Consider the following 19,746-nt stretch of genomic DNA (forward strand, 5'->3'; position numbering starts at 1 on the left):
CTTTACCATTACCGCAATAAAGATTCATTCACCTTTTGAGATGATTGTTTCTTATTGTGATAGGTTACCGCTGCAGTGCCTAATATTTTGGCTGCAATGAGCATCGCTTTTTCATCAATGTCAAACAAAGGATGATGATGCGGATATGTATGTTCATTTTTAGGCCTGGCCCCTGTAAAGAAGAATGTACCTTTTACATTTTGTAAATAATAAGAAAAGTCTTCACCTGTCATATCTGGGTCAATTTCCTCTGTAATCAAAACTTCCTTGACGGACTCAGTGCTTTCGATGAGGAAGTTAGTTTCCTCAACATGTGGAATAACAGCTGGATATCCTTGAAAGTATTGATATTCATAGGTGCAGTCCGCTGCTAGGCAGGTTCCTTTAACTATCCGCTCCATTTCTTCGCTAATGAATGAACGGACATCTTCCTTGAATGTACGGACGGTCCCGATTATTTTAGCCTTATCTGCTATGACGTTAAAGGCATTATCCGCTACAAAGGAACCGACGGTAATGACTGCAGAATCTATTGGGTTAAGGCGGCGGCTTACTATTTGCTGTAGGGCCATGACTAGCTGAGAGCCGACTACGATTGCATCACGGGTTTTATGCGGCTGGGCTCCATGTCCGCCCTGCCCTTGAATGATGATTTCAAAACGGTCAGCAGCGGCCATAATAGGTCCATAAGCGTATTGTACTGTTCCGGTGGGAACCGTAGCCCATAAATGGGTGCCGAAAATTACATCCACCCCATCAAGGCAGCCAGCCTCAATCATTGGTTTGGCGCCTCCTGGAGCATATTCTTCAGCATGCTGATGGATAAATATATATTCACCTTCGAGCTCATCCTTCAGTTCATTCAGATTTTTTGCAAGGACAAGGAGTGTCGCTGTATGGCCATCGTGTCCACACGCATGCATTACCCCGGATACGGAAGATTTATAGGTAACTTCTTTTTCATCTTGAATGGGTAAGGCGTCGAAATCAGCGCGCAATGCTACGGTTTTACCTGGCTTATTGCCTGTGACCTTGGCGATAACACCATTACCGCCTACATTGGTCCGGTGTTCGATTCCAAGTTTTTCATAATATCCAGCGATGAAGGCCGCCGTTTTGGTTTCTTGAAAAGAAAGCTCGGGATGTTGATGAAGATACCGCCTTATGGAAACCATTTCTTCATATGAACCATCTAGAAGATCGTGTAATCGCTGTATCATTTTGCACCTCCCAATGATTGGATTAATTGTAAATAGTATATCATATTCTGAATAGTCCAAAGTGAATTAAATACCTCGAGGAGAGATATATAATAATGATTAAATATTCCTGGATTGCTATGGTTTTGCTTTGCTTATTGCTATTCTTTTTTTTGATGCATGAAGTCCAGAGTGAGAAGACTTTAGCATTCGATACATATATTGCGGAACTTTTTTCAGTAGGTGAAAATACTTTTTCGTTCACTTTCTTCAAGTCCATTACCTATCTTGGGAAATCCAAGTTCATTGGTTTTGGAAGCTTACTATGTGTTCTATATTTGTGGATAATAAAGAAGGATTATTGGACCATGGCCGTATTCTCTATCGGTATCGCTGGGGGAGATGTATTAAACGGGTGGATAAAAAATCATATTCAAAGAGCGCGCCCCGAAAATCAATTGATGGAGGCCGCCGGCTTCAGTTTTCCAAGTGGCCACGCAATGGTAGGCCTTATTTTCTTCAGTATGGTTGCTTATTTAATTATTAAAGAAGTTAAAGGAGACTCATTGAAATGGGCAGTGGGAATCGGCTTCGTTTGTCTGGTTCTGCTAATCGGAGTCAGCAGGATCATTATGAAAGTTCATTTTCCAACTGATATCTTGGCAGGTTTTGCACTAGGAGCTGCATATAGTTTAACCTTGTTTAATTTGTATAAGTTCCTGGGGCGGAGAGTACTTTGAAAAAAGGATTCTTAGATGAAATATATGTAAATATCCGTTGCATTTCCCCGGAAATAAAGGAGGAATTTGTCGGATTGTTATAGGTTATATGATTTTTGGGCCGTCCAAAATAACGGTCCATATTACTTTGAATACAAAGATGCCCACCTTTGAGGGGTGGGCATCTTATTGAGCAAGAATGGATTATTCTTCTGAATCCTTCACCAAAGTATACTGCGTTACATAGGCTTCACCTGAAAACATCTTCTGGCTGGAATTCGTAACGGGAGCTTTGGAGTCGCTGCTATGTGCCTTCTGAAAGGAACTGGATTTCTTCCAGTTCAAGAAATCGGTTTGTTTTTCCCAAATAGTTAAGATTACATAAGTGTCAGAGTTGATTGGCCGCAGTACACGAAGTGCGACGAAACCTGGTTCATTTTCGATGAATCCGGCCCTGTTTTTAAAACGATGTTCGAATACCGGCCTTCCTTCTTCACTGACAGGTATATTGTTCATGACTACATACCCATGATCCTGAAGGTTTCCTTTCCCATCAACTACTTCATACTTACGTGGAGAGCTGAAGATCGTTTTACCAGCTGTTTCATGTAAAAGTACTGCAGTGCCAGAATTTTGCATAAGTAATATTTTTTCATTCGGATGCTTATCTTTTTTGATTTTCAAAAAATCGAAACTGCCTGATGTGATGAATACATTCATAAATTCCCCTCCAATATCTATATAGTACCTGTATACCCATTTTACCCAATGAATAGTGCTTTTACCATTTACAAACTAACCATTAGGCTTGGATACAGGTATGATACATATAAAAACGTCGATTTTCTGACAAATATATAGGTTGGCTATACTTCTATTATAGAAAAAGCTATAGTTTAAGGAGATTCGATTTGAAATTCAACATCCTTCTGATATTCTATGTAGGTAATGAATAAAAATAGAAACGTGATTGCTTGAAAGGTGGATATTAATGTCTAAGGAAATTACGAATGATACATTTTTAAAAGCTGCGAGAGGAGAGAAAACGGATCATGTGCCTGTTTGGTATATGCGACAGGCTGGCCGTTCGCAGCCGGAATACCGTAAATTGAAAGAGAAGTACTCCCTTTTTGAAATTACTCATCAGCCGGAATTATGCGCTTATGTGACTAGATTGCCAGTTGAGCAATATGATGTTGACGCTGCGATTTTATATAAAGATATAATGACACCGCTACCAGCCATTGGTGTCGATGTTGAGATCAAGTCCGGAATCGGTCCAGTCATATCCAATCCTATCCAATCAGTGACAGATGTTGAAAAATTAGGTGAATTGAACCCAGAGAAAGACATCCCATATGTGTTGGACACGATTAAATTATTGACCACGGAGCAATTGTCCGTTCCTTTGATCGGTTTCTCCGGGGCACCATTCACCATTGCTTCATACATGATTGAAGGCGGTCCCTCCAAAAACTACAATAAGACGAAAGCTTTCATGTACTCTGAGCCAAAGGCCTGGTTTGCATTAATGGATAAGTTAGCGGATATGATCATCATCTATGTCAAGTCACAAATTAAAGCCGGCGTTAAAGCCATCCAAATCTTTGATTCATGGGTAGGTGCTTTGAACGTTGAAGATTACCGCGTATTCATCAAGCCAATCATGACTCGTATCTTTACTTCATTGCGTGAAGAAAATGTACCGCTAATCATGTTCGGGGTCGGCGCAAGTCACTTGGCACTTGAGTGGAATGATCTTCCGATTGATGTGGTCGGGCTTGATTGGAGACTACCAATTACAGAAGCAAGACAAATGGGAATACAGAAAACGGTACAAGGTAATCTTGATCCTGCCCTACTATTATCATCATGGGATGTTATAGAAGAACGGACAAAAAGGATCTTGGATCAGGGCATGGAACAAGATGGCTACATCTTTAATCTTGGACATGGGGTTTTCCCTTCCGTAAACCCGGAAACACTGAAGAGGCTGACCGCTTTCATTCATGAATATTCATCAAAAATGAAGTAAGGTGAGCGAACCATTTGCTGAAAATATTTAATTGGATGCACAATAAAAGAACGAAATCTTTAAAAGAGGTGTAACTTCATGTCAAGAAAAAAAATGGGCCTTTTAGTCATGGCTTATGGTACTCCGTACACTGAAGAGGATATTGAAAGATATTATACACATATTCGTCATGGGAGACGGCCAAGCGACGAATTGATTGCCGACCTAAAAGGCAGATATGAAGCGATCGGTGGATTATCCCCGCTTGCAAAAATAACAGCAGGACAAGCTGAAGCCCTTGAAAAGAAATTGAATTCCGTTCAGGAGGAAGTTGAATTCAAGGCATATCTTGGACTGAAACATATTGAACCTTTTGTTGAAGACGCAGTGAAACAAATGCATGAAGATGGAATCAAAGAAGCGGTCAGTATAGTATTGGCACCGCATTTTTCAACATTCAGCGTGAAGTCTTATAATGGACGTGCCGAGGATGAAGCCGCTAAATTGGGGGACCTGACCATCACTTCCGTTGAAAGCTGGTATGATGAGCCAAAGTTCATTCAATATTGGGTAGACCAAGTAAAAGAAGTAATCGGGAAAATGACCTCGGAAGAACGGGATAATTTCGCTTTGATTGTGTCGGCACATAGCCTTCCTGAAAAAATCTTGCAATCAGGAGATCCGTATCCAAATCAACTAAAAGAAACGGCAGACATGATTGCTGAGGGCGCAGGGGTTACCAATTATGCAGTAGGCTGGCAAAGCGCTGGACAAACACCTGAACCATGGTTGGGACCTGATGTACAGGATTTAACCAGAGATCTTCATCAAGCAAAAGGTTATAAAGCTTTCATTTATATTCCTGTTGGCTTTGTTGCCGAGCACCTAGAAGTCCTTTATGATAACGATTATGAATGTAAGGTTGTGACGGAAGATATTGGTGCAAGCTACTATAGGCCGGATATGCCCAATGTTAAACCTGAATTCATCGATGCTTTGGCCACAATCATTTTAAACAAATTACAGGAAAAGTGATCAGTCAATAGAGGTAATTTATTTTACTATGCTTGCAATGTGCTCTACATATTTTCATATGAAGTTGATAGATGCTATACACCCGGAAAAGCGACGCTTTTTTACTTTACCTTGCTGATTTAATAAATACACTATTTTTGAAAAAGTGGCTGTCCAGTAAGGAGGATGGCCATTGTTTCTCTAAAAAATTGAAAATTTAATTGAAAAGACTGAATATTTTTGGTATGATATCGTTGAACATAATGACTGTTTGGTCCGTTTGGTCAGGATTGAGGTGTGAAATGTCTGTTGATCGTAAAAAATTAATTTTAGAAGCCGCGACCAAGTCGTTTTCACTTTTTGGATATAAGGCAACGACGATGGATCAAGTCGCTAAAATTGCCAATGTGGGAAAAGGGACCATTTATACCTTTTATAAAAATAAAGAAGAGCTGTTTAAAGAAATCGTTCAGCGGATGATTGAGGAAATGAAATATGAGGCGGAACAATCTTTGGATGACCAACTCTCCTTTTTTGAAAATCTGCATCGGGCCGTTTATCGAATTCTGGAGTTCAGGCAGGAACATCAATTATCTTTGAAACTTCTTCAGGAAGAGCGGGAAATTGGTACGCCGGCCGTTCAGGAAATGGTTAATGAAATGGAAGAAGCCATTGTATCATACATTAAGGAAAAACTAAAAATAGCGATTGAAAAGGGCTATATACAGCCTTGCGATCCAGAGATAACAGCTTTCCTGATGCTAAAGATGTACCTTGCCCTGATTTTTGATTGGGAAAGGAACCATGCCCCATTAGAGAAAGAGGAAATTGCTGAACTATTTAAAATATATTTGTTCAAAGGATTATCCGTTACGTGATAATTCTATTTTTTTTGCTGCAAGGCAATGAATCTCAATAAAAAGAAGAGATACCGATCATCGGCATCTCTTCTTTTTATTGGGGATGTTTTTCAGCTGCGAAACTGAATCTTATATAAAATCATCCTGCTATTTGGGAAGCGGATGGTGAAACACAAGACTACTACTCTCCAGAAAGGCAATGATCACAGTGGTTTCCATAACATTCGTGCTGTTCTTCAATTTTTTTTCCGCATTCCGTGCATTGTTTCGGAGGCAGGTTTTTAAAGAACTCAACGCTACTTTGAATCATGAACATCATCTCCTGAATTTTTTTATTATTCGCTTTTCTATGGCTTCATTGTATTATAACAGAGATGTGAAGTCAATGAATGTTTTATAACATAAGTAAAAAAGGTGAAATAAGGGGAAGAATAGTTTATATTAATTGGGAAGTCATTGAGAGAAAAAAAGGAGTGCCTAAGCATGAAAATCACCGTAATTGGCTGCTGGGGAGGTTATCCAGCTAAAAATGAGGCAAGTTCCGGCTATTTGCTTGAATATGAAGATTTTCGCATTCTGCTTGATTGTGGCAGCGGTGTTCTATCACAGCTGCAAAACCATATGAAGCCGGAGGACCTTGGTGCAGTTGTATTATCCCACTATCATCCGGATCATGTAGCGGATATTGGTGTCCTGCAGCACGCTGCGTTCATTCAGCAGATATTGGGCAGCGAAAAAAGGACCATTCCTATTTATGGTCATGATTTAGACGAAGTCGAATTTGGTAAGTTAACTTATAAAGAAGTGACAAAGGGGATAGCCTACTCTGCTGATCAACCCTTAACCATTGGACCATGTAAATTTACGTTCATGAAAACAAAACATCCAGTCCCTTGTTTTGCAATGAGGATTGAAGCTGAAAATCATTCAATAGTTTACACAGGTGACAGTTCATATATGGATGAGCTTGCAGATTTTGCTAAAGACGCTAATGTTTTATTATGTGAAAGTAACTTTTACAGTGATATGGATGGTTCAAAGGCGGGTCATATGACGGCAAGAGAAGCGGGCATGCTAGCAGAAAAGGCTGACGTCCAGCTTTTGCTGTTAACTCATCTCCCTCATTATGGGAATATAGATCAACTGAAAAAAGAAGCATCCGAGGTATTCAAAAGGGAAATAGCAGTTGCTAAAACCAATCTCGAATTCCAACTATAAATGAAACATCAGTGATATGAAGTCTACAAGGAGGAACAACTGTGCTTTTTATTGATAATAAGGGAATTACAGATCCAAGAATTAACCTGGCAATCGAAGAATATGCGCTTAAACATTTAAATATAGATGAAACCTATCTTCTTTTTTACATTAATCGTCCCTCAATCATCATAGGTAGAAATCAAAATACGATTGAAGAAATCAATGCCGATTATGTAGATGGAAATGGCATTACAGTTGTTCGCCGCCTTTCCGGGGGGGGTGCGGTTTATCATGACCTAGGGAATCTCAACTTCAGTTTCATTACGAGGGATGACGGAGATAGTTTCCATAACTTCAAAAAATTTACGCAACCTGTCGTGGAAACGCTTGAGAAACTTGGAATACATGCTGAATTGAGCGGTCGTAACGATATTTTGGCTGAAGGAAAGAAAATCTCGGGAAACGCGATGTTTTCAACGAAGGGCAGAATGTTCAGTCATGGGACATTGCTGTTTCAATCAGAAATGGATCACATTGTATCCGCTTTAAAAGTGAAAAAAGATAAAATCGAGTCAAAAGGGATTAAATCGATAAGAAGCCGTGTCGGTAATATCGCTGATTTCTTAAAAGAACCGATGTCGGTTGAAGAATTCCGTTCATTCCTTCTGCAAAATATTTTCAAAGATAGCGGAAAGGTTACAGAATATGTTTTAACGGAGACGGATTGGGAGAAAATTCACAAAATCTCGGAAGAAAGGTATCAAAGCTGGGAGTGGAATTACGGAAAATCACCTAAATTCAACTTGCAAAACTCACATAGATTCGCTGTGGGATCTGTTGACATTCGCCTTGAAGTGAACAGGGGAATCATTGAAAACTGTAAAATCTACGGTGATTTCTTCGGGGTCGGAGAGGTTGCGGATATTGAACAAAAGCTTACTGGAACACGCTATGAAAAGGAAGCAATCAGCAGTGTACTAGATGAGATTGATGTTCGTCATTATTTTGGCAATGTAACGAAAGAAGAAATATTGGCTTTAATATATTAAGCCTGAAAAAGCCGTCCCGACTTAATAGGACGGCTTTTGTGTCTAATAATGACAGTAATTGCTTGAATATGGATAAAGTTGTTGCTGTGATCGCTTTCTTTTAATATAATAAAAATGTATTTAGTTTACCATAAAAATGAATGACTATTCATTCATGCTATTTGCAGGGGAGGGAGAAAGATGAATTTATCTGAACAGCTTCATCAAATGGCTTTAAAAAAGGCTGGTAAGCCAGCATATTACTTTATGGATCAATCCACTTCATATGGGGAATTGGATAAAGCCGTTACGAAGTTCGCAGACGAATTACATAGGCTTGGTGTTTCAAAGGGTGATAACGTTGCACTGTTATTGGGAAACTCTCCACATTTCATCATTTCGTTGTATGGAGCTATGCGAGCAGGGGCGACCGTAATTCCCGTCAATCCAATTTACACACCTGACGAGATTGGTTACATCCTGAATAATGGTGATGTAAAGGTTGTTGTGGCATTAGATAAGCTATTACCCCTACTAGAGAAAATGAACCCGATCCTCTCAAGCGTAGAGCAATATGTAATTTGTGAAACGCAGCCGGATAATGGGGATATTAGCCAATTTAACATCTACCCAAAAATGAAATCGTTTACAAAAATGATTGAATCGGGGGATGATGGCTTTAAAGGTCCAGAACTGGATCCTGAAGATACGGCAATCATACTCTATACTTCCGGGACAACGGGGAAACCAAAGGGGGCCATGCTTACACATACCAATATATTTTCAAATGCACATGATGTTGGTGAATATTTAAAAATCACGGAAAGTGACCGTGTCATTACGACATTGCCAATGTTCCATGTTTTCAGTTTAACGGTAGTTGTGAATGCCCCATTGATAAGCGGAGGTACGCTTTTAATTGTCCCGCAATTCAGTCCAAAGGAAATATTCAGGCAAATCAAAAAATATGATGCAACCGTTTTTGCTGGAGTGCCTACGATGTATAACTTTCTTTTCCAATATCCAGATGCGAAAGAAGATGCTTTGAAGTCGTTGCGGATATGCATATCAGGCGGATCCGCCATGCCAGTGTCCCTGCTTGAATCATTCGAGCGGAAATTTAATGTCAGGGTTTCAGAAGGATACGGCTTATCCGAAGCATCCCCTGTTACCTGTTTCAATCCTTTGGATCGTCCAAGGAAGGCGGGATCCATCGGAACCTCCATCCTTAGGGTGGAAAACAAAGTGGTCAATGAGCTTGGAGAAGAAGTGCCAATCAATGGGGTAGGAGAATTGATCGTCAGAGGTCCCAATGTAATGAAGGGTTATTATAAAATGCCTGAAGAATCAGCCGCTGTCTTGAAAAATGGTTGGTTATATACAGGCGATTTAGCCAGAATGGATGATGAAGGCTATTTTTTCATTGTAGACCGTAAAAAGGAGCTTATCATCGTCGGTGGCTACAATGTCTATCCACGTGAAGTGGAGGAGATTCTGTATGCCCATCCTGAAGTAGTTGAGGCAGCAGCCATAGGCGTTCCTGATCCCAATCAGGGAGAAGTGGTTAAATGCTTTGTGGTAAAGAAAGACAATGCATTGACCGAGGAAGAACTTCTTGCCTATTGCATGGAACACTTGGCCAAATATAAGGTACCGGCAAAAATTGATTTTTTGGATGAACTTCCAAAAAATGCGACTGGTAAAATTTTACGACGCTCCTTGAAAAACCATGTACTACAAAACTAATTTATTGAGCATAAGGGGATCATTGCCTATAACCGGCAATGGTCTCTTTTTGTACAACCAAATTGTATCAGGCTGCATAAAATATATAGGAGAATCTTAAAATCTTGATTCTTGTTTCGAAAAGAGTTATGATTGTCATTAAAAATTTCCACATAATTGTAAGGAGGAGTTAGATGAGAGATGTAAAGCTTTTGGATATTTTTACACATCCCATTGCTCAAAAATACTTGAACCGTTCAGGTCTGGCACATGCAATTGCGGTAGCATACCATGCGTTTCACTTAGCAAACGAATATAATATAGACCCTGATATTGCTGCTAAAGCTGGACTTTTGCATGATATGGGTCATTTTACCTGGTATCGCAATGGTAAATGGGATTATGATCTGTATAAACAAAATGATATCCATCCCATCAAAGGTGCAGAACGAGCACATAAACTGTTAATCCGCTTGGGAGAAAACCCGATAAAGGCAAAGACCATTTCCCTCGCCATTTTATTTCACACCGATTCGTTCTTACCTTCAAATGATATTATTCGTACACCGCTTCAGCAAGTCGTCAAATGGGCCGATGAAAAAGATGAAGAAGAAGGTGGAAAACACCATTATCGCAAAATTGATTTTCTACGGGCAGAGGAGAGCATCATGAAACTTGATACGCTCATAGATGAGGAACAAAGAAAAAGGCTATCATCCTGAAGGCAGACAGGTTGATAGCTTTTTTACTGTCAAAGGGTGCCCTTTTTTAAGCATTCTACAGTTTAAATTTGTTATCAAGTGAATTAATGATGTAAAATATAGACCAATAGAACTATTCGCGGCAGGCGATTATAAAAAATTATCGGATTAATAACAAATAATGAAAGTAACGGGTGAAGTTATGAAGTCGATTAAGCTAATGATATATGGTGGTCAGGTAGGACTTGAGGGAATCATCGAAAAAGAAGAAGACATTAAGGTCATGGGGATAACCGGAGATGAAATGGAACTTCTTGATTCTGATCATACATCATCAGTCATGCCGGATGTCATTCTAATTGATGCCCGGTCATCAGGGAAGTATGGACAGGAAGTCATGCCAATCCTAAAGGAAAAACATCCATCCACTCCTTTCCTCATTTTTACTGCCTATTCAGAAGATCATAATCTTATCGAAGCGATATGCCATGGTGCAGCAGGTTATGTGTTACAGGATGACGGTATGAAACAAGTGCTGTCAGCAATCCGTCAATGTGCCAACGGCCAGATAGTTTATCCTGCCTCATTTAAATCAATTTTAATGAAGAGGCTGCAGCAGGATGTTGAAAGATCACCAGTAACTTTGGATAAGGCAATCGAAAAATTGGGGGCCTTTTCTAAACGCGAGTATGAACTGCTTATCCTGATAACCCAAGGCGAAACGAATCAACAAATTTCAAAAAAACTTTTTCTATCCATCGGCACGGTAAAAAACTATATAAGCCGGATTTACAGAAAACTGAATGTTAATAATCGACCGGAGCTTATGGCACTTTTGTATAGGTTTCAAAATAGCGGGATGACTCATAAACTTTGATGAACGATTTTCGTCCCGTAAGTGCATTTTTGACTGAAGGTGTATTCTGTGAAATCTTAAGGTTGATAATAAAGAATAAAAAATCAACAAATGTTGAAGATTGAAAGGAATAAATAATATAGAAAGGAAATGCGGTTCTAACCTGTCCATTTTGGATTAAACTAATGAGAGGGAGATTCGTTTAAGGAGGGGCATCATGGTTAGAAAATGGGCTGGAAGAGCGATTCTATTATATATCCTTTATGCAGCAGCGATGTATTGGTATATTTTTTATGGAGCTGATACCTCCATTCCTGAAGCTTTGCGTGGAACTGCAGCAGATCCTGCAACATTCCTGAATGCAAGGGAACTAAAGCTTAGCGAAGAGTATTCAGGACTGCGGAATTTTATTTTTTTCGTATCCACGCCATATGAATGGCTGCTTTATTTCTTCATTTTATTATTTGGTTTTTCGAAAGCGTTTGAAAGGTCGTCAATGGCAGTCTCGAGACGGAAAGTGATCAGAACGGGCATTTACTTATTCTGGCTTTCCGTGATTACTTACCTGGCACTGTTTCCAATCAGTTTCATTGGATATCGGATGAGCAAGAGTTACCATATAAGTACTCAAAGTTTCACCTCGTGGATGAAGGATGGAGTCATCGAATTCTGGGTGAATTTTGGGATGATGTTCATCATCGTTTCCGTTTTATATTGGTTAATGAAGAAAAGTGTGAAGAAGTGGTGGCTCTATGCTTGGATGTTGTCCATTCCATTTTCCTTGTTCCTGATGTTTGTTCAGCCTGTACTGATTGATCCGCTGTACAATGAATTCTATCCGCTCAAAAATAAAGAGCTGGAAACGGAAATATTGGCACTTGCCTCACAGGCTGAAATCCCGGCTGAACACGTGTATGAAGTAAACATGGCGGAAAAGACAAATGCCTTGAATGCATACGTGACCGGCATAGGTTCCAACTCAAGAATAGTCCTTTGGGATACGACCCTGAACAAACTGAAGGAAGATGAAATCCTTTTTATCATGGCACATGAAATGGCTCATTATGTGGAAAAGCACATTTATATAGGGATTGCAGGTTATTTAGGACTGACTTTAATCGGTTTGTGGCTGACATCGAAAATCATGAATTTTATCATTAGACGCTGGGGTCAGCTGTTAAAGGTCCGTTCGGTTGACAGCATTTCTTCTCTTCCATTATTTCTCTTAATAACGTCAGTGTTGCTCTTTGCTTCGAGCCCGCTGTCCAATTATGTTTCCAGATATCAAGAAACAAGGGCTGACCGCTATGCCATTGAAATGACCAGGGATAAAGAATCAGCAATCACGACGTTCCAGGAACTCACGAGGTCGGGTTTGAGTCAGGTCAACCCACCATTCCTGGTTAAATGGCTCCGCTATTCCCATCCAACCATGCTCGAGCGGATTTCAACAGTTGAAAATGCAGATACAAAGGGTGATTGAAAGCCAGCTGATAATCAGCTGGCTTTTTTTCTTCGGAAAGTGGAAGTTTGTAGTTGTTTTCAGAAAAAACTATTATTTTTAAAAATCTTAGGTTCTCTACTATAATAAATTAAATTCCCAGTTCGTTTTAAGGAGATCGGATATGTATAATGTACTTTTCATCACTATAGGCTCCGTGCTTGTTGCAGTAGCCTACAACTTATTTTTGATACCTCATTTAATTTTAAGCAGCGGACTTAGTGGACTTGCGATTATGTTCGGAATCATCACACCAGTCAACACAGGGATATTGAATTTTCTGTTGAACCTGCCATTGCTGATTCTTGGATATCTGAAATTAGGGAGACGCTTTATCACCTATACGATATTATCAGTTGTCGTGATTTCGGTCAGTTTATACCTCATTCCAGTTCACGGAATATCCACTGAACCGATTTTGTCTTCTTTATTTGGCGGAATCATATCAGGATTCGGTATAGGCATCATCTTTCGTGCTTCGGGGTCTTCGGGCGGTTTTGATATCATTGCCATGCTATTGGCTAAGAAGAGCGACTTCCCACTTGGTACATTGCTTTCGGTGATGAATGGAGTTGTGGTGGTTATCTCTGGCTTCATCTTTGGGTGGGATGCCGCATTATATACGCTGATTTCCATTTATGCAGCAGGTAAGGTGATCGATACGATCCATTCCAATCACATTAAATTAACATTGATGATCGTTACCAAAAAGAGTGACGAAATGAAAACAAAGCTCCTGTCCAACCTATATCGTGGAATTACAGTCATGGATGGTGAAGGTGCATATTCAGGAGAAAAGAGTAAAGTCATGATGACAGTCATTACACGTTATCAGTTGACCGATGTAAAAACGATGATAAAAGAAGTGGATCCGAATGCTTTTGTCAATATAACCGAAACAGCCGAGGTCATGGGGATGTTTCATAAAGAGTGATGATAATTAGAAAAGCCTCCCAACATTATGGGAGGCTTTTTTGATCATTAGACTGTTTTTTAATCATGCATTTTAATTTCCAAACTGCTTGAGTAAAACGTTCATTTCAGAACTTAGTTTTAAGAATAAAGGTTTGTTTTTCATATCCAAGGCTTCATCGATCTGTTTTGCAAGGATATTCTTTTTGGTAGTAAGGACGGCTTCCTGAATAATCATATCAATTAACATTTCCTGAACCACGGCATCGTTTTTCATTTCGCTCATTGATAAGGACTTCACTGACTCTGAATAAGATTTTTCATTTTTCAAAGTTACCACCCCTGACCCTTTTTATTATTATATGGATTTGAGTGGATAAAATCAACTGAAAATTTAAAAAATTTAAATTCTAATAGAGAATGTGTCGTTTAGATGACGAAAAAGCCACTATATAAAAGAATTTTTAATTTTTTGTGAACTTACTTTTTATGTTTGAGGGTTGTGCTATTATAGTGAGTAATTTAACAAACATTTACTGTCTCCCTTCACTCTTCTTGGACAATGGGGAACGGAAGGGTACAAGCAATTAAGAGTATTAGCTTTGGTAAAGTAAAAGCGGTGTTTAGCAATGAGGAAGAGGTGGATTAAAAATGAAGGAAAACAATCAGGGAATCATCGAGGAATATGAAATCACGCCACATACACTAATGGTTTCGCCAATCAATTACGGCAGTAAAATATATTCTCGTATCGTAGAAATGGAGGACGAGTTCATCTCCCCCTTTAAACCTATGGAAATAATAAAGAAAAGCTGTGAGTTCTTCGGATCAAGTTATGAAGGACGCAAGCAAGGCACGAAACAACTCATAAACATCACACATAAAGCGCCTATTGCGATTGATCCGACCAGTTCGATTTTTTTCTTTCCCACTACATCTCCGTTGCGTCCTCAATGCATCTGGTTATCACATGAGCATGTGGTATCCTATGATCGCCTGGATTCCAAACATACAACCATCACATTCAGGAATAGACAAACCATCGATATAGAAGTATCATGCAGTTCTTTCGAAAACCAGCTGCACCGGACATCTTTTTTAAAAACGAAATTGATCCAGAGGATTGAAGAAACAAAGAGGAAATCATTCTATCTGTTCACCGAAGCAAATGGGGCAAAGGCTTCAGAGGTAATGTCAAAGTATATACCACGTTAGAGGGGTTTCAGTGATAATCATAGAAGAATGCAAACGGGATTCATTCAAAATTAATGCAAGCCCTTCTTATTAAAGAAGGGCCCCGGAATTAATCTTCAAATAATTCATCCATTAAGTCGTCAATCTCTTTTCTTAACTTCTCAGTGCCTTCTTTGGAAATGGTGATAGTATTACCATCGATAATCAGCATATCTCCTACTTTTGCTCCCTTGGGAAGAGCGCTTTTAGGAAAATCCTTCATGTCACCACCATCGATTTCAACGACAGCGATCTTTCCCTCGAAGCGATCGATAATTCCTTGTACCATTTATTTCACCGTCTTTACAGTTATTTTCTGACCTGTAGAAGTAAAAATAATGTTACCTGATTTATCTGTGCGATAAGTTTTGGCTTTCACTGAATTCAACCGTTTTACAACAGTAGAGGTAGGGTGCCCATATCCATTTTTCCCTACACTGATTACAGCGTATTTCGGTTTTGCTTTGTTAATGAAAGCTGAACTTGTTGATGTTTTTGCACCATGATGGCCGACTTTAAGTACATCCACACTTGGTACCAGTTTTTTAGCCAGCATATCTGACTCTGCTTTTTCTTCAGCATCACCTGTAAACAAGAATATTTTTTTGTCGTGTTTAAGTAAAAGGACTGCACTCAAATTATTTAAGTCAGACTTAGCATATTCTTTAACAGGTGCAATGAATTTAAGGGAATTATCCTTAGCTTTTGTGTTGATTTCCACGCCAGACTGCGCTTTTTTTATTGTAAGCTTCTTCTGCTTAACAGCCGTTAAAAAGTCTTTGTATGCTTGGGTGGTATGAGAAACTTTAGGGGCATACACAGATTTCACATTAAGCGATTTAATCACATAAGCCAGACCGCCCACATGATCCGCATCTGGGTGAGTGGATACTAATGCATTAAGTGTTTTTACCTTTTGTTTTTTTAGGTAAGCTACAACTTCGTTGCCCTTTCCTTTACCGCCACCATCAATTAAAACGTTTTCGTTACCGGTTTGAATAAGGATTGAATCTCCTTGTCCAACGTTGATGAAATGTACCTTCACATTTGAGGCTGCCTCAGTTGTTTTAAGTCCAGTGAATAAAGACAAAACAAGAACAGCAACCAGTAGAATATTAATTTTCTTCATTTTTTCCCTCCAATTAATAATTTACCATGTGTAATTGAGAAAATGGGATTTGGACATAATTTTCTTTGTGATAAAAAAGGAAGCGGGCGTCTGAATCGTGGTTAGGTAAAATAATCCTGGGTATTTATGATTAAGTGTCGCTGATGAAGAAGGGGAATGCACCTTTCTCCTGAGCTTTTAGAATCGTATGATTCATGTGGAAGATATTAGGAGTGAAGGTGAGGCAATCCGAAAATCAAGGATTAGAGGGTGATTTTGTTTGGTACTCATAAGATCGTTCAAATCAAAAGATAATATATGCTTCCTTTAGCAAAAGGCTTAATTGCACAACGAAAGCCCTTCTCATATGAGAAGGGCTTTCGAATTTATCTAATCCCGTTACGATAAACCTTCATATCTACTGATTAAGCTTAACCTTGTCTTTCAAATAAGATGATGGATGATATTCTCTATTTCTTCTAATGCAGGTTAATAACAATCTTTTGCAAAAACGTTATACTGACTCTAAAATGATAGTGTTGACGAATAGTATAATAGATGATGAATAGAAATTAAGAGGTGATTAAAATGACGATTAATTATGAACAGACGAGCCCCACCTATTATTCGTTAAGATCTGTGTCCTCGAAAATGTTTGCCTTAATCAGTAAGCAGCTAAATGTGCAAACGGCTTATGTAACAAAAAGAGGAGAAACGGCGATGACAGTCCTCAGTTCCTATAATAGGGAAGAGGAGATTATACCAGAAGGATACAGCGTCGAATATGGAGGGACATTCTGTCGTTTAATCATTAAGAACAAAGGCGATGCTATGCATACAGCAAACTTAATGAAGGATGCCATAACAAGGGAGCTTGAAGTAACCGGTCAGTTAAATGTAAAAGGTTTCTTAGGAGTGACGTTAAAGAATTTGAAAGGGAATGTATTCGGGACCCTTTGTGTAATGGACAAGGAGGAAAAAGTGTTTTCAGAAGAAGATATTTACTATCTGAAATCCATGGCAGACATTTTATCCCACATGATAGAGCTTGATCATACAAAGTATAGCATGGGCTTTTTAAGCGTACCGATCATCCCGATCACTAAAGGCATTTCCATTCTTTCGATACAGGGAATTGTTGACGGCAATCGATCAGAGCAAATCATGAGTGATGTTTTACATTCTGCAGCGGATAATGATATTGGTTACTTTATCATTGATTTGTCGAAGCTCCTCGTTCAAGATAACTGTTTTCCAAACTTTCTCTTAAATATGATGAGTGCTCTTGGTTTGATGGGGGTGGAAACGATAATAACGGGTGTCACTCCAACCTTTGCCAAGGAGCATGTAAATAACTTTGATTTAAAGAATCTCAAAACTAAAATGGTTAAGGATATTCAGTATGCACTTGATTACATAGGTTATGCCTTGATCGAAAAGTAATTTCATGGAAGTAAATCCATGGTTTTGAACCTATCCAATTCTATTATTGGGCAGGACAATGATAATGGAAAATCCAAACAGGTGAATGGATGTAAGTGAGTCTTATCGATCTTAATTCTGAAAAATTGAAATCACTTATCTTTATGCCAGGAAAGATGAGATGCTTTTTTAATGGACATACTAAGGGCATCTGTATCCTCCCCGAAAGACTTCAAACACCCACCCATATTTCACAGACAAGCATATATGGAGGATGACCCGCTAATTCCTTGAACGATGTTTTTTTTCGAAAAAGTAATAACATAACAAGTCTTCGGTTTTGTTGCGAAGGCGGGGATTGAAATAATTATGATGTTCCTCGTATCCTTTATATAAAAAACAATACATCGTGAAGGATTCATCGCGTTTGATTTCACTAACCTTAATGTTCTCCTTGCGCAAATAGCGCCGTACCTCGGCAAGTTCGTCTTGAACCACTTTTAAAATATGTTCGACTAGCTCCGAATAAGGCCTTTTTAATTTAAACGGACTAATTTCGATGACCTTGAGATCCCGGTTTAAGACTGTAATAACCATAGGAAGGTAGATGGCTTTTTCAATCATATTTCGGTCATCTTCTGGAATGCGGGTCATCTTGACCGCTCCTTTCTAAAATAGCACGCTTTTAATATTAATATGTATACCTTGTAAAAGTAAGAACGCTTGTTCTATTTTTTTATCCTAATGTATTTTCAGTGTATATGCAAGCAGTTTTGATAAATCATAAAATATTCGTTAACAAGATTATGTTTTCCGGAGATAGGGAAAGTATGAAGATATATGGATAATAATTCTTGCAATTTCAGGGGAAAGTGATATATCTAAAATAAACAGTTTTTATTAAGTTTATGCTGCTTTGATAGCAGCATGTCGAGGGAGATAATTATGGATTTGGATACTATACGTGAGTGGTTTACACTTGATCATATATCTGCACTTATTCAGCAATATCGCTCATTCGGTCCAATTCCTGGGATCTTACTGCCGATGCTGGAAGCTTTTTTGCCCTTTTTGCCCTTAGTGGTGTTCGTGCTTGCTAATGCAACGGCTTTTGGTCTCTGGTGGGGATTTTTATTTTCTTGGATTGGTGCGGTAGCGGGTTCTTTTTTAATCTTTTTGGTTATTAGAAGATATGGTCAAATGAGATTTTTCCGATTTTTGCAAAAGCATAAACAGGTGCAGAGGTTGATGGTTTGGGTGGAAACCCATGGATTCGGTCCTTTGTTCATATTGCTCTGCTTCCCTTTTACACCTTCGGCTATCGTTAATATCGTAGCAGGACTTTCAAAAGTCAGTCCCTTGCAATATGGACTTGCAGTAGTGGGAGGGAAAGCGGTGATGATTTTTACGATCAGCTTCGTAGGTTACGATTTAGTATCTTTAATTCATAAGCCTCTGCGTACGATCATTATCGGGATCGTCATCTTTATCCTGTGGTATGTGGGGAAAAGATTGGAATTCCGGTTAAATAAAAGCATGAAGAGGGAAGAAGGACAATAAATTAGTATATAAATGTAGTAGGGGTTGAACTAGATGGAAAAAACAAACAAGAATTCTTTATCCGATTGGATAAAACCAGCGATGATAGCTTTTGTTATTTACATCTTAATCCGTACATTTTTCTTTTCAAGCTATGATGTTGAAGGGAAGTCGATGCAGCCGACCCTTGAAGATGGAAATAAACTTGTCGTGAATAAAATCAATTACCAGATTCATGATATCAACCGTTTTGACATTATTGTTTTTCATGCGAATTCACATGAAGATTATGTTAAGCGAGTTATAGGGATTGCAGGCGACCGAATTCGTTATAAAGATGATTGGCTTTACGTAAATGGTGAGAAGGTGGATGAGCCTTATCTTGAGAAATTCAAGGAAGGTTTCCCAGGACAGGACTTTACGGGTGATTTTACATTAAAAGAATTGACGGACATGACCAAAGTTCCGGAGGGCAAGCTTTTTGTCATGGGTGATAATCGTCTTGAAAGTGCTGACAGCCGTCACTTTGGTTATATACCGGTTGAAAATGTTGTCGGTAAAGTGGATGTTAGATATTGGCCGGTCAAAGAATTCAGTTATAAATTTACAGGTGAATGATTGTGGAAGCCCAAAAATTATGAGGGCTTTTTCTTTTGGGGAAAAACACGAACGCACGATTGGTGTTTTTTAAAGGGAAACGGTAAAATAATAGAAA

The 19,746-nt window shown here is 38.9% G+C and carries 22 protein-coding genes; 15 read left to right on the top strand and 7 right to left on the bottom strand.

Annotation, left to right across the window (positions count from 1 at the left end; genetic code table 11):
* Positions 1 to 8 precede the first annotated feature (8 nt).
* Positions 9 to 1,220 (bottom strand): M20 family metallopeptidase, encoded by a 1,212-nt coding sequence (locus NYE63_RS06410; protein ID WP_342604523.1) that lies wholly within the window; start codon positions 1,218 to 1,220, stop codon positions 9 to 11.
* Between the two features lie 95 nt (positions 1,221 to 1,315).
* On the opposite strand from NYE63_RS06410, the gene NYE63_RS06415 reads away from it, so the two are divergent.
* The gene (locus NYE63_RS06415; RefSeq protein ID WP_342604524.1) at positions 1,316 to 1,939 is read left to right on the top strand and encodes a phosphatase PAP2 family protein; all 624 of its coding nucleotides are present in this window, start codon (positions 1,316 to 1,318) and stop codon (positions 1,937 to 1,939) included.
* A gap of 183 nt (positions 1,940 to 2,122) precedes the next feature.
* On the opposite strand, the gene NYE63_RS06420 is transcribed toward NYE63_RS06415, so the two are convergent.
* A complete protein-coding gene (locus NYE63_RS06420) occupies positions 2,123 to 2,638 on the bottom strand; it encodes an antibiotic biosynthesis monooxygenase (RefSeq protein WP_342604525.1) in 516 nt (171 codons plus the stop codon).
* 271 nt (positions 2,639 to 2,909) lie between these two features.
* Between NYE63_RS06420 and hemE the strand changes: the two genes are divergently transcribed.
* The 3 genes from hemE (at position 2,910) to NYE63_RS06435 (ending at position 5,824) form a co-directional block, all read left to right on the top strand.
* Complete coding sequence (gene hemE, locus NYE63_RS06425) at positions 2,910 to 3,953, top strand: uroporphyrinogen decarboxylase (protein ID WP_342604526.1); 1,044 nt, start codon at positions 2,910 to 2,912, stop codon at positions 3,951 to 3,953.
* Positions 3,954 to 4,031: 78 nt separating this feature from the next.
* Positions 4,032 to 4,967: a ferrochelatase gene (hemH, locus tag NYE63_RS06430; RefSeq protein WP_342604527.1), complete on the top strand. Its 936-nt coding sequence runs from the start codon at positions 4,032 to 4,034 to the stop codon at positions 4,965 to 4,967.
* 281 nt (positions 4,968 to 5,248) lie between these two features.
* Entirely contained in the window at positions 5,249 to 5,824 is a 576-nt protein-coding gene (locus NYE63_RS06435) for a TetR/AcrR family transcriptional regulator (RefSeq protein ID WP_063232247.1), read from the top strand.
* A gap of 163 nt (positions 5,825 to 5,987) precedes the next feature.
* On the opposite strand, the gene yhfH is transcribed toward NYE63_RS06435, so the two are convergent.
* Positions 5,988 to 6,116 carry a protein YhfH gene (gene yhfH, locus NYE63_RS06440; protein WP_065310849.1) on the bottom strand — a complete coding sequence of 43 codons (129 nt, stop codon included), beginning with the start codon at positions 6,114 to 6,116 and terminating at the stop codon, positions 5,988 to 5,990.
* A gap of 173 nt (positions 6,117 to 6,289) precedes the next feature.
* Here yhfH and NYE63_RS06445 point away from each other — a divergent pair, with 173 nt between their 5' ends.
* The 7 genes from NYE63_RS06445 to NYE63_RS06475 all read left to right on the top strand — a co-directional run bounded on the left by NYE63_RS06445 (position 6,290) and on the right by NYE63_RS06475 (position 13,751).
* Positions 6,290 to 7,024 (top strand): MBL fold metallo-hydrolase, encoded by a 735-nt coding sequence (locus NYE63_RS06445; protein WP_342604528.1) that lies wholly within the window; start codon positions 6,290 to 6,292, stop codon positions 7,022 to 7,024.
* A gap of 41 nt (positions 7,025 to 7,065) precedes the next feature.
* Positions 7,066 to 8,055: a lipoate--protein ligase gene (locus NYE63_RS06450; protein WP_342604529.1), complete on the top strand. Its 990-nt coding sequence runs from the start codon at positions 7,066 to 7,068 to the stop codon at positions 8,053 to 8,055.
* Between the two features lie 180 nt (positions 8,056 to 8,235).
* Positions 8,236 to 9,780 carry a fatty acid--CoA ligase family protein gene (locus NYE63_RS06455; RefSeq protein ID WP_342604530.1) on the top strand — a complete coding sequence of 515 codons (1,545 nt, stop codon included), beginning with the start codon at positions 8,236 to 8,238 and terminating at the stop codon, positions 9,778 to 9,780.
* A gap of 173 nt (positions 9,781 to 9,953) precedes the next feature.
* A complete protein-coding gene (locus tag NYE63_RS06460; protein ID WP_207440481.1) occupies positions 9,954 to 10,481 on the top strand; it encodes an HD domain-containing protein in 528 nt (175 codons plus the stop codon).
* 181 nt (positions 10,482 to 10,662) lie between these two features.
* Entirely contained in the window at positions 10,663 to 11,337 is a 675-nt protein-coding gene (locus NYE63_RS06465; RefSeq protein ID WP_342604531.1) for a response regulator transcription factor, read from the top strand.
* Between the two features lie 196 nt (positions 11,338 to 11,533).
* Positions 11,534 to 12,799 (top strand): M48 family metallopeptidase, encoded by a 1,266-nt coding sequence (locus NYE63_RS06470; protein WP_342604532.1) that lies wholly within the window; start codon positions 11,534 to 11,536, stop codon positions 12,797 to 12,799.
* Positions 12,800 to 12,941: 142 nt separating this feature from the next.
* Positions 12,942 to 13,751: a YitT family protein gene (locus tag NYE63_RS06475; RefSeq protein WP_342604533.1), complete on the top strand. Its 810-nt coding sequence runs from the start codon at positions 12,942 to 12,944 to the stop codon at positions 13,749 to 13,751.
* Positions 13,752 to 13,823: 72 nt separating this feature from the next.
* Here NYE63_RS06475 and NYE63_RS06480 read toward each other — a convergent pair whose 3' ends face one another.
* On the bottom strand, positions 13,824 to 14,060 hold the full coding sequence (locus tag NYE63_RS06480) for an IDEAL domain-containing protein (protein WP_034314641.1): 237 nt from the start codon (positions 14,058 to 14,060) through the stop codon (positions 13,824 to 13,826).
* Between the two features lie 320 nt (positions 14,061 to 14,380).
* Between NYE63_RS06480 and NYE63_RS06485 the strand changes: the two genes are divergently transcribed.
* Positions 14,381 to 14,944, top strand: coding sequence for a competence protein ComK (locus NYE63_RS06485; protein ID WP_342604534.1), 564 nt, complete (start codon positions 14,381 to 14,383; stop codon positions 14,942 to 14,944).
* A gap of 88 nt (positions 14,945 to 15,032) precedes the next feature.
* On the opposite strand, the gene NYE63_RS06490 is transcribed toward NYE63_RS06485, so the two are convergent.
* Positions 15,033 to 15,251: a DUF3006 domain-containing protein gene (locus NYE63_RS06490; protein ID WP_342604535.1), complete on the bottom strand. Its 219-nt coding sequence runs from the start codon at positions 15,249 to 15,251 to the stop codon at positions 15,033 to 15,035.
* Entirely contained in the window at positions 15,252 to 16,091 is an 840-nt protein-coding gene (locus NYE63_RS06495; RefSeq protein ID WP_342604536.1) for a ComEC/Rec2 family competence protein, read from the bottom strand. It lies immediately after the preceding gene.
* 567 nt (positions 16,092 to 16,658) lie between these two features.
* On the opposite strand from NYE63_RS06495, the gene NYE63_RS06500 reads away from it, so the two are divergent.
* Positions 16,659 to 17,513 carry an STAS domain-containing protein gene (locus tag NYE63_RS06500; RefSeq protein WP_342604537.1) on the top strand — a complete coding sequence of 285 codons (855 nt, stop codon included), beginning with the start codon at positions 16,659 to 16,661 and terminating at the stop codon, positions 17,511 to 17,513.
* 261 nt (positions 17,514 to 17,774) lie between these two features.
* Here NYE63_RS06500 and NYE63_RS06505 read toward each other — a convergent pair whose 3' ends face one another.
* A complete protein-coding gene (locus tag NYE63_RS06505; protein WP_230300926.1) occupies positions 17,775 to 18,146 on the bottom strand; it encodes a hypothetical protein in 372 nt (123 codons plus the stop codon).
* A 291-nt stretch (positions 18,147 to 18,437) separates the two neighbouring features.
* Here NYE63_RS06505 and NYE63_RS06510 point away from each other — a divergent pair, with 291 nt between their 5' ends.
* Positions 18,438 to 19,052 (top strand): TVP38/TMEM64 family protein, encoded by a 615-nt coding sequence (locus tag NYE63_RS06510; RefSeq protein WP_342604538.1) that lies wholly within the window; start codon positions 18,438 to 18,440, stop codon positions 19,050 to 19,052.
* 33 nt (positions 19,053 to 19,085) lie between these two features.
* Positions 19,086 to 19,649 carry a signal peptidase I gene (gene lepB / locus NYE63_RS06515; RefSeq protein WP_342604539.1) on the top strand — a complete coding sequence of 188 codons (564 nt, stop codon included), beginning with the start codon at positions 19,086 to 19,088 and terminating at the stop codon, positions 19,647 to 19,649.
* The last annotated feature ends 97 nt before the right edge of the window (positions 19,650 to 19,746 follow it).

This window comes from Peribacillus sp. FSL E2-0159, from assembly GCF_038643155.1.
GTDB lineage: Bacteria > Bacillota > Bacilli > Bacillales > DSM-1321 > Peribacillus > Peribacillus simplex.

Bases quoted from the DNA above. Each gene is read 5' to 3' on its own strand.
- NYE63_RS06465 (WP_342604531.1), top strand. From the start codon at position 10,663: ATGAAGTCGATTAAGCTAATGATATATGGTGGTCAGGTAGGACTTGAG.
- lepB (WP_342604539.1), top strand. From the start codon at position 19,086: ATGGAAAAAACAAACAAGAATTCTTTATCCGATTGGATAAAACCAGCG.
- NYE63_RS06485 (WP_342604534.1), top strand. From the start codon at position 14,381: ATGAAGGAAAACAATCAGGGAATCATCGAGGAATATGAAATCACGCCA.
- NYE63_RS06470 (WP_342604532.1), top strand. From the start codon at position 11,534: ATGGTTAGAAAATGGGCTGGAAGAGCGATTCTATTATATATCCTTTAT.
- NYE63_RS06460 (WP_207440481.1), top strand. From the start codon at position 9,954: ATGAGAGATGTAAAGCTTTTGGATATTTTTACACATCCCATTGCTCAA.
- NYE63_RS06420 (WP_342604525.1), bottom strand. From the start codon at position 2,638: ATGAATGTATTCATCACATCAGGCAGTTTCGATTTTTTGAAAATCAAA.
- hemH (WP_342604527.1), top strand. From the start codon at position 4,032: ATGTCAAGAAAAAAAATGGGCCTTTTAGTCATGGCTTATGGTACTCCG.
- NYE63_RS06455 (WP_342604530.1), top strand. From the start codon at position 8,236: ATGAATTTATCTGAACAGCTTCATCAAATGGCTTTAAAAAAGGCTGGT.
- NYE63_RS06500 (WP_342604537.1), top strand. From the start codon at position 16,659: ATGACGATTAATTATGAACAGACGAGCCCCACCTATTATTCGTTAAGA.
- NYE63_RS06505 (WP_230300926.1), bottom strand. From the start codon at position 18,146: ATGACCCGCATTCCAGAAGATGACCGAAATATGATTGAAAAAGCCATC.
- NYE63_RS06410 (WP_342604523.1), bottom strand. From the start codon at position 1,220: ATGATACAGCGATTACACGATCTTCTAGATGGTTCATATGAAGAAATG.
- NYE63_RS06445 (WP_342604528.1), top strand. From the start codon at position 6,290: ATGAAAATCACCGTAATTGGCTGCTGGGGAGGTTATCCAGCTAAAAAT.
- yhfH (WP_065310849.1), bottom strand. From the start codon at position 6,116: ATGATTCAAAGTAGCGTTGAGTTCTTTAAAAACCTGCCTCCGAAACAA.
- NYE63_RS06510 (WP_342604538.1), top strand. From the start codon at position 18,438: ATGGATTTGGATACTATACGTGAGTGGTTTACACTTGATCATATATCT.
- hemE (WP_342604526.1), top strand. From the start codon at position 2,910: ATGTCTAAGGAAATTACGAATGATACATTTTTAAAAGCTGCGAGAGGA.
- NYE63_RS06435 (WP_063232247.1), top strand. From the start codon at position 5,249: ATGTCTGTTGATCGTAAAAAATTAATTTTAGAAGCCGCGACCAAGTCG.
- NYE63_RS06490 (WP_342604535.1), bottom strand. From the start codon at position 15,251: ATGGTACAAGGAATTATCGATCGCTTCGAGGGAAAGATCGCTGTCGTT.
- NYE63_RS06475 (WP_342604533.1), top strand. From the start codon at position 12,942: ATGTATAATGTACTTTTCATCACTATAGGCTCCGTGCTTGTTGCAGTA.
- NYE63_RS06415 (WP_342604524.1), top strand. From the start codon at position 1,316: ATGATTAAATATTCCTGGATTGCTATGGTTTTGCTTTGCTTATTGCTA.
- NYE63_RS06495 (WP_342604536.1), bottom strand. From the start codon at position 16,091: ATGAAGAAAATTAATATTCTACTGGTTGCTGTTCTTGTTTTGTCTTTA.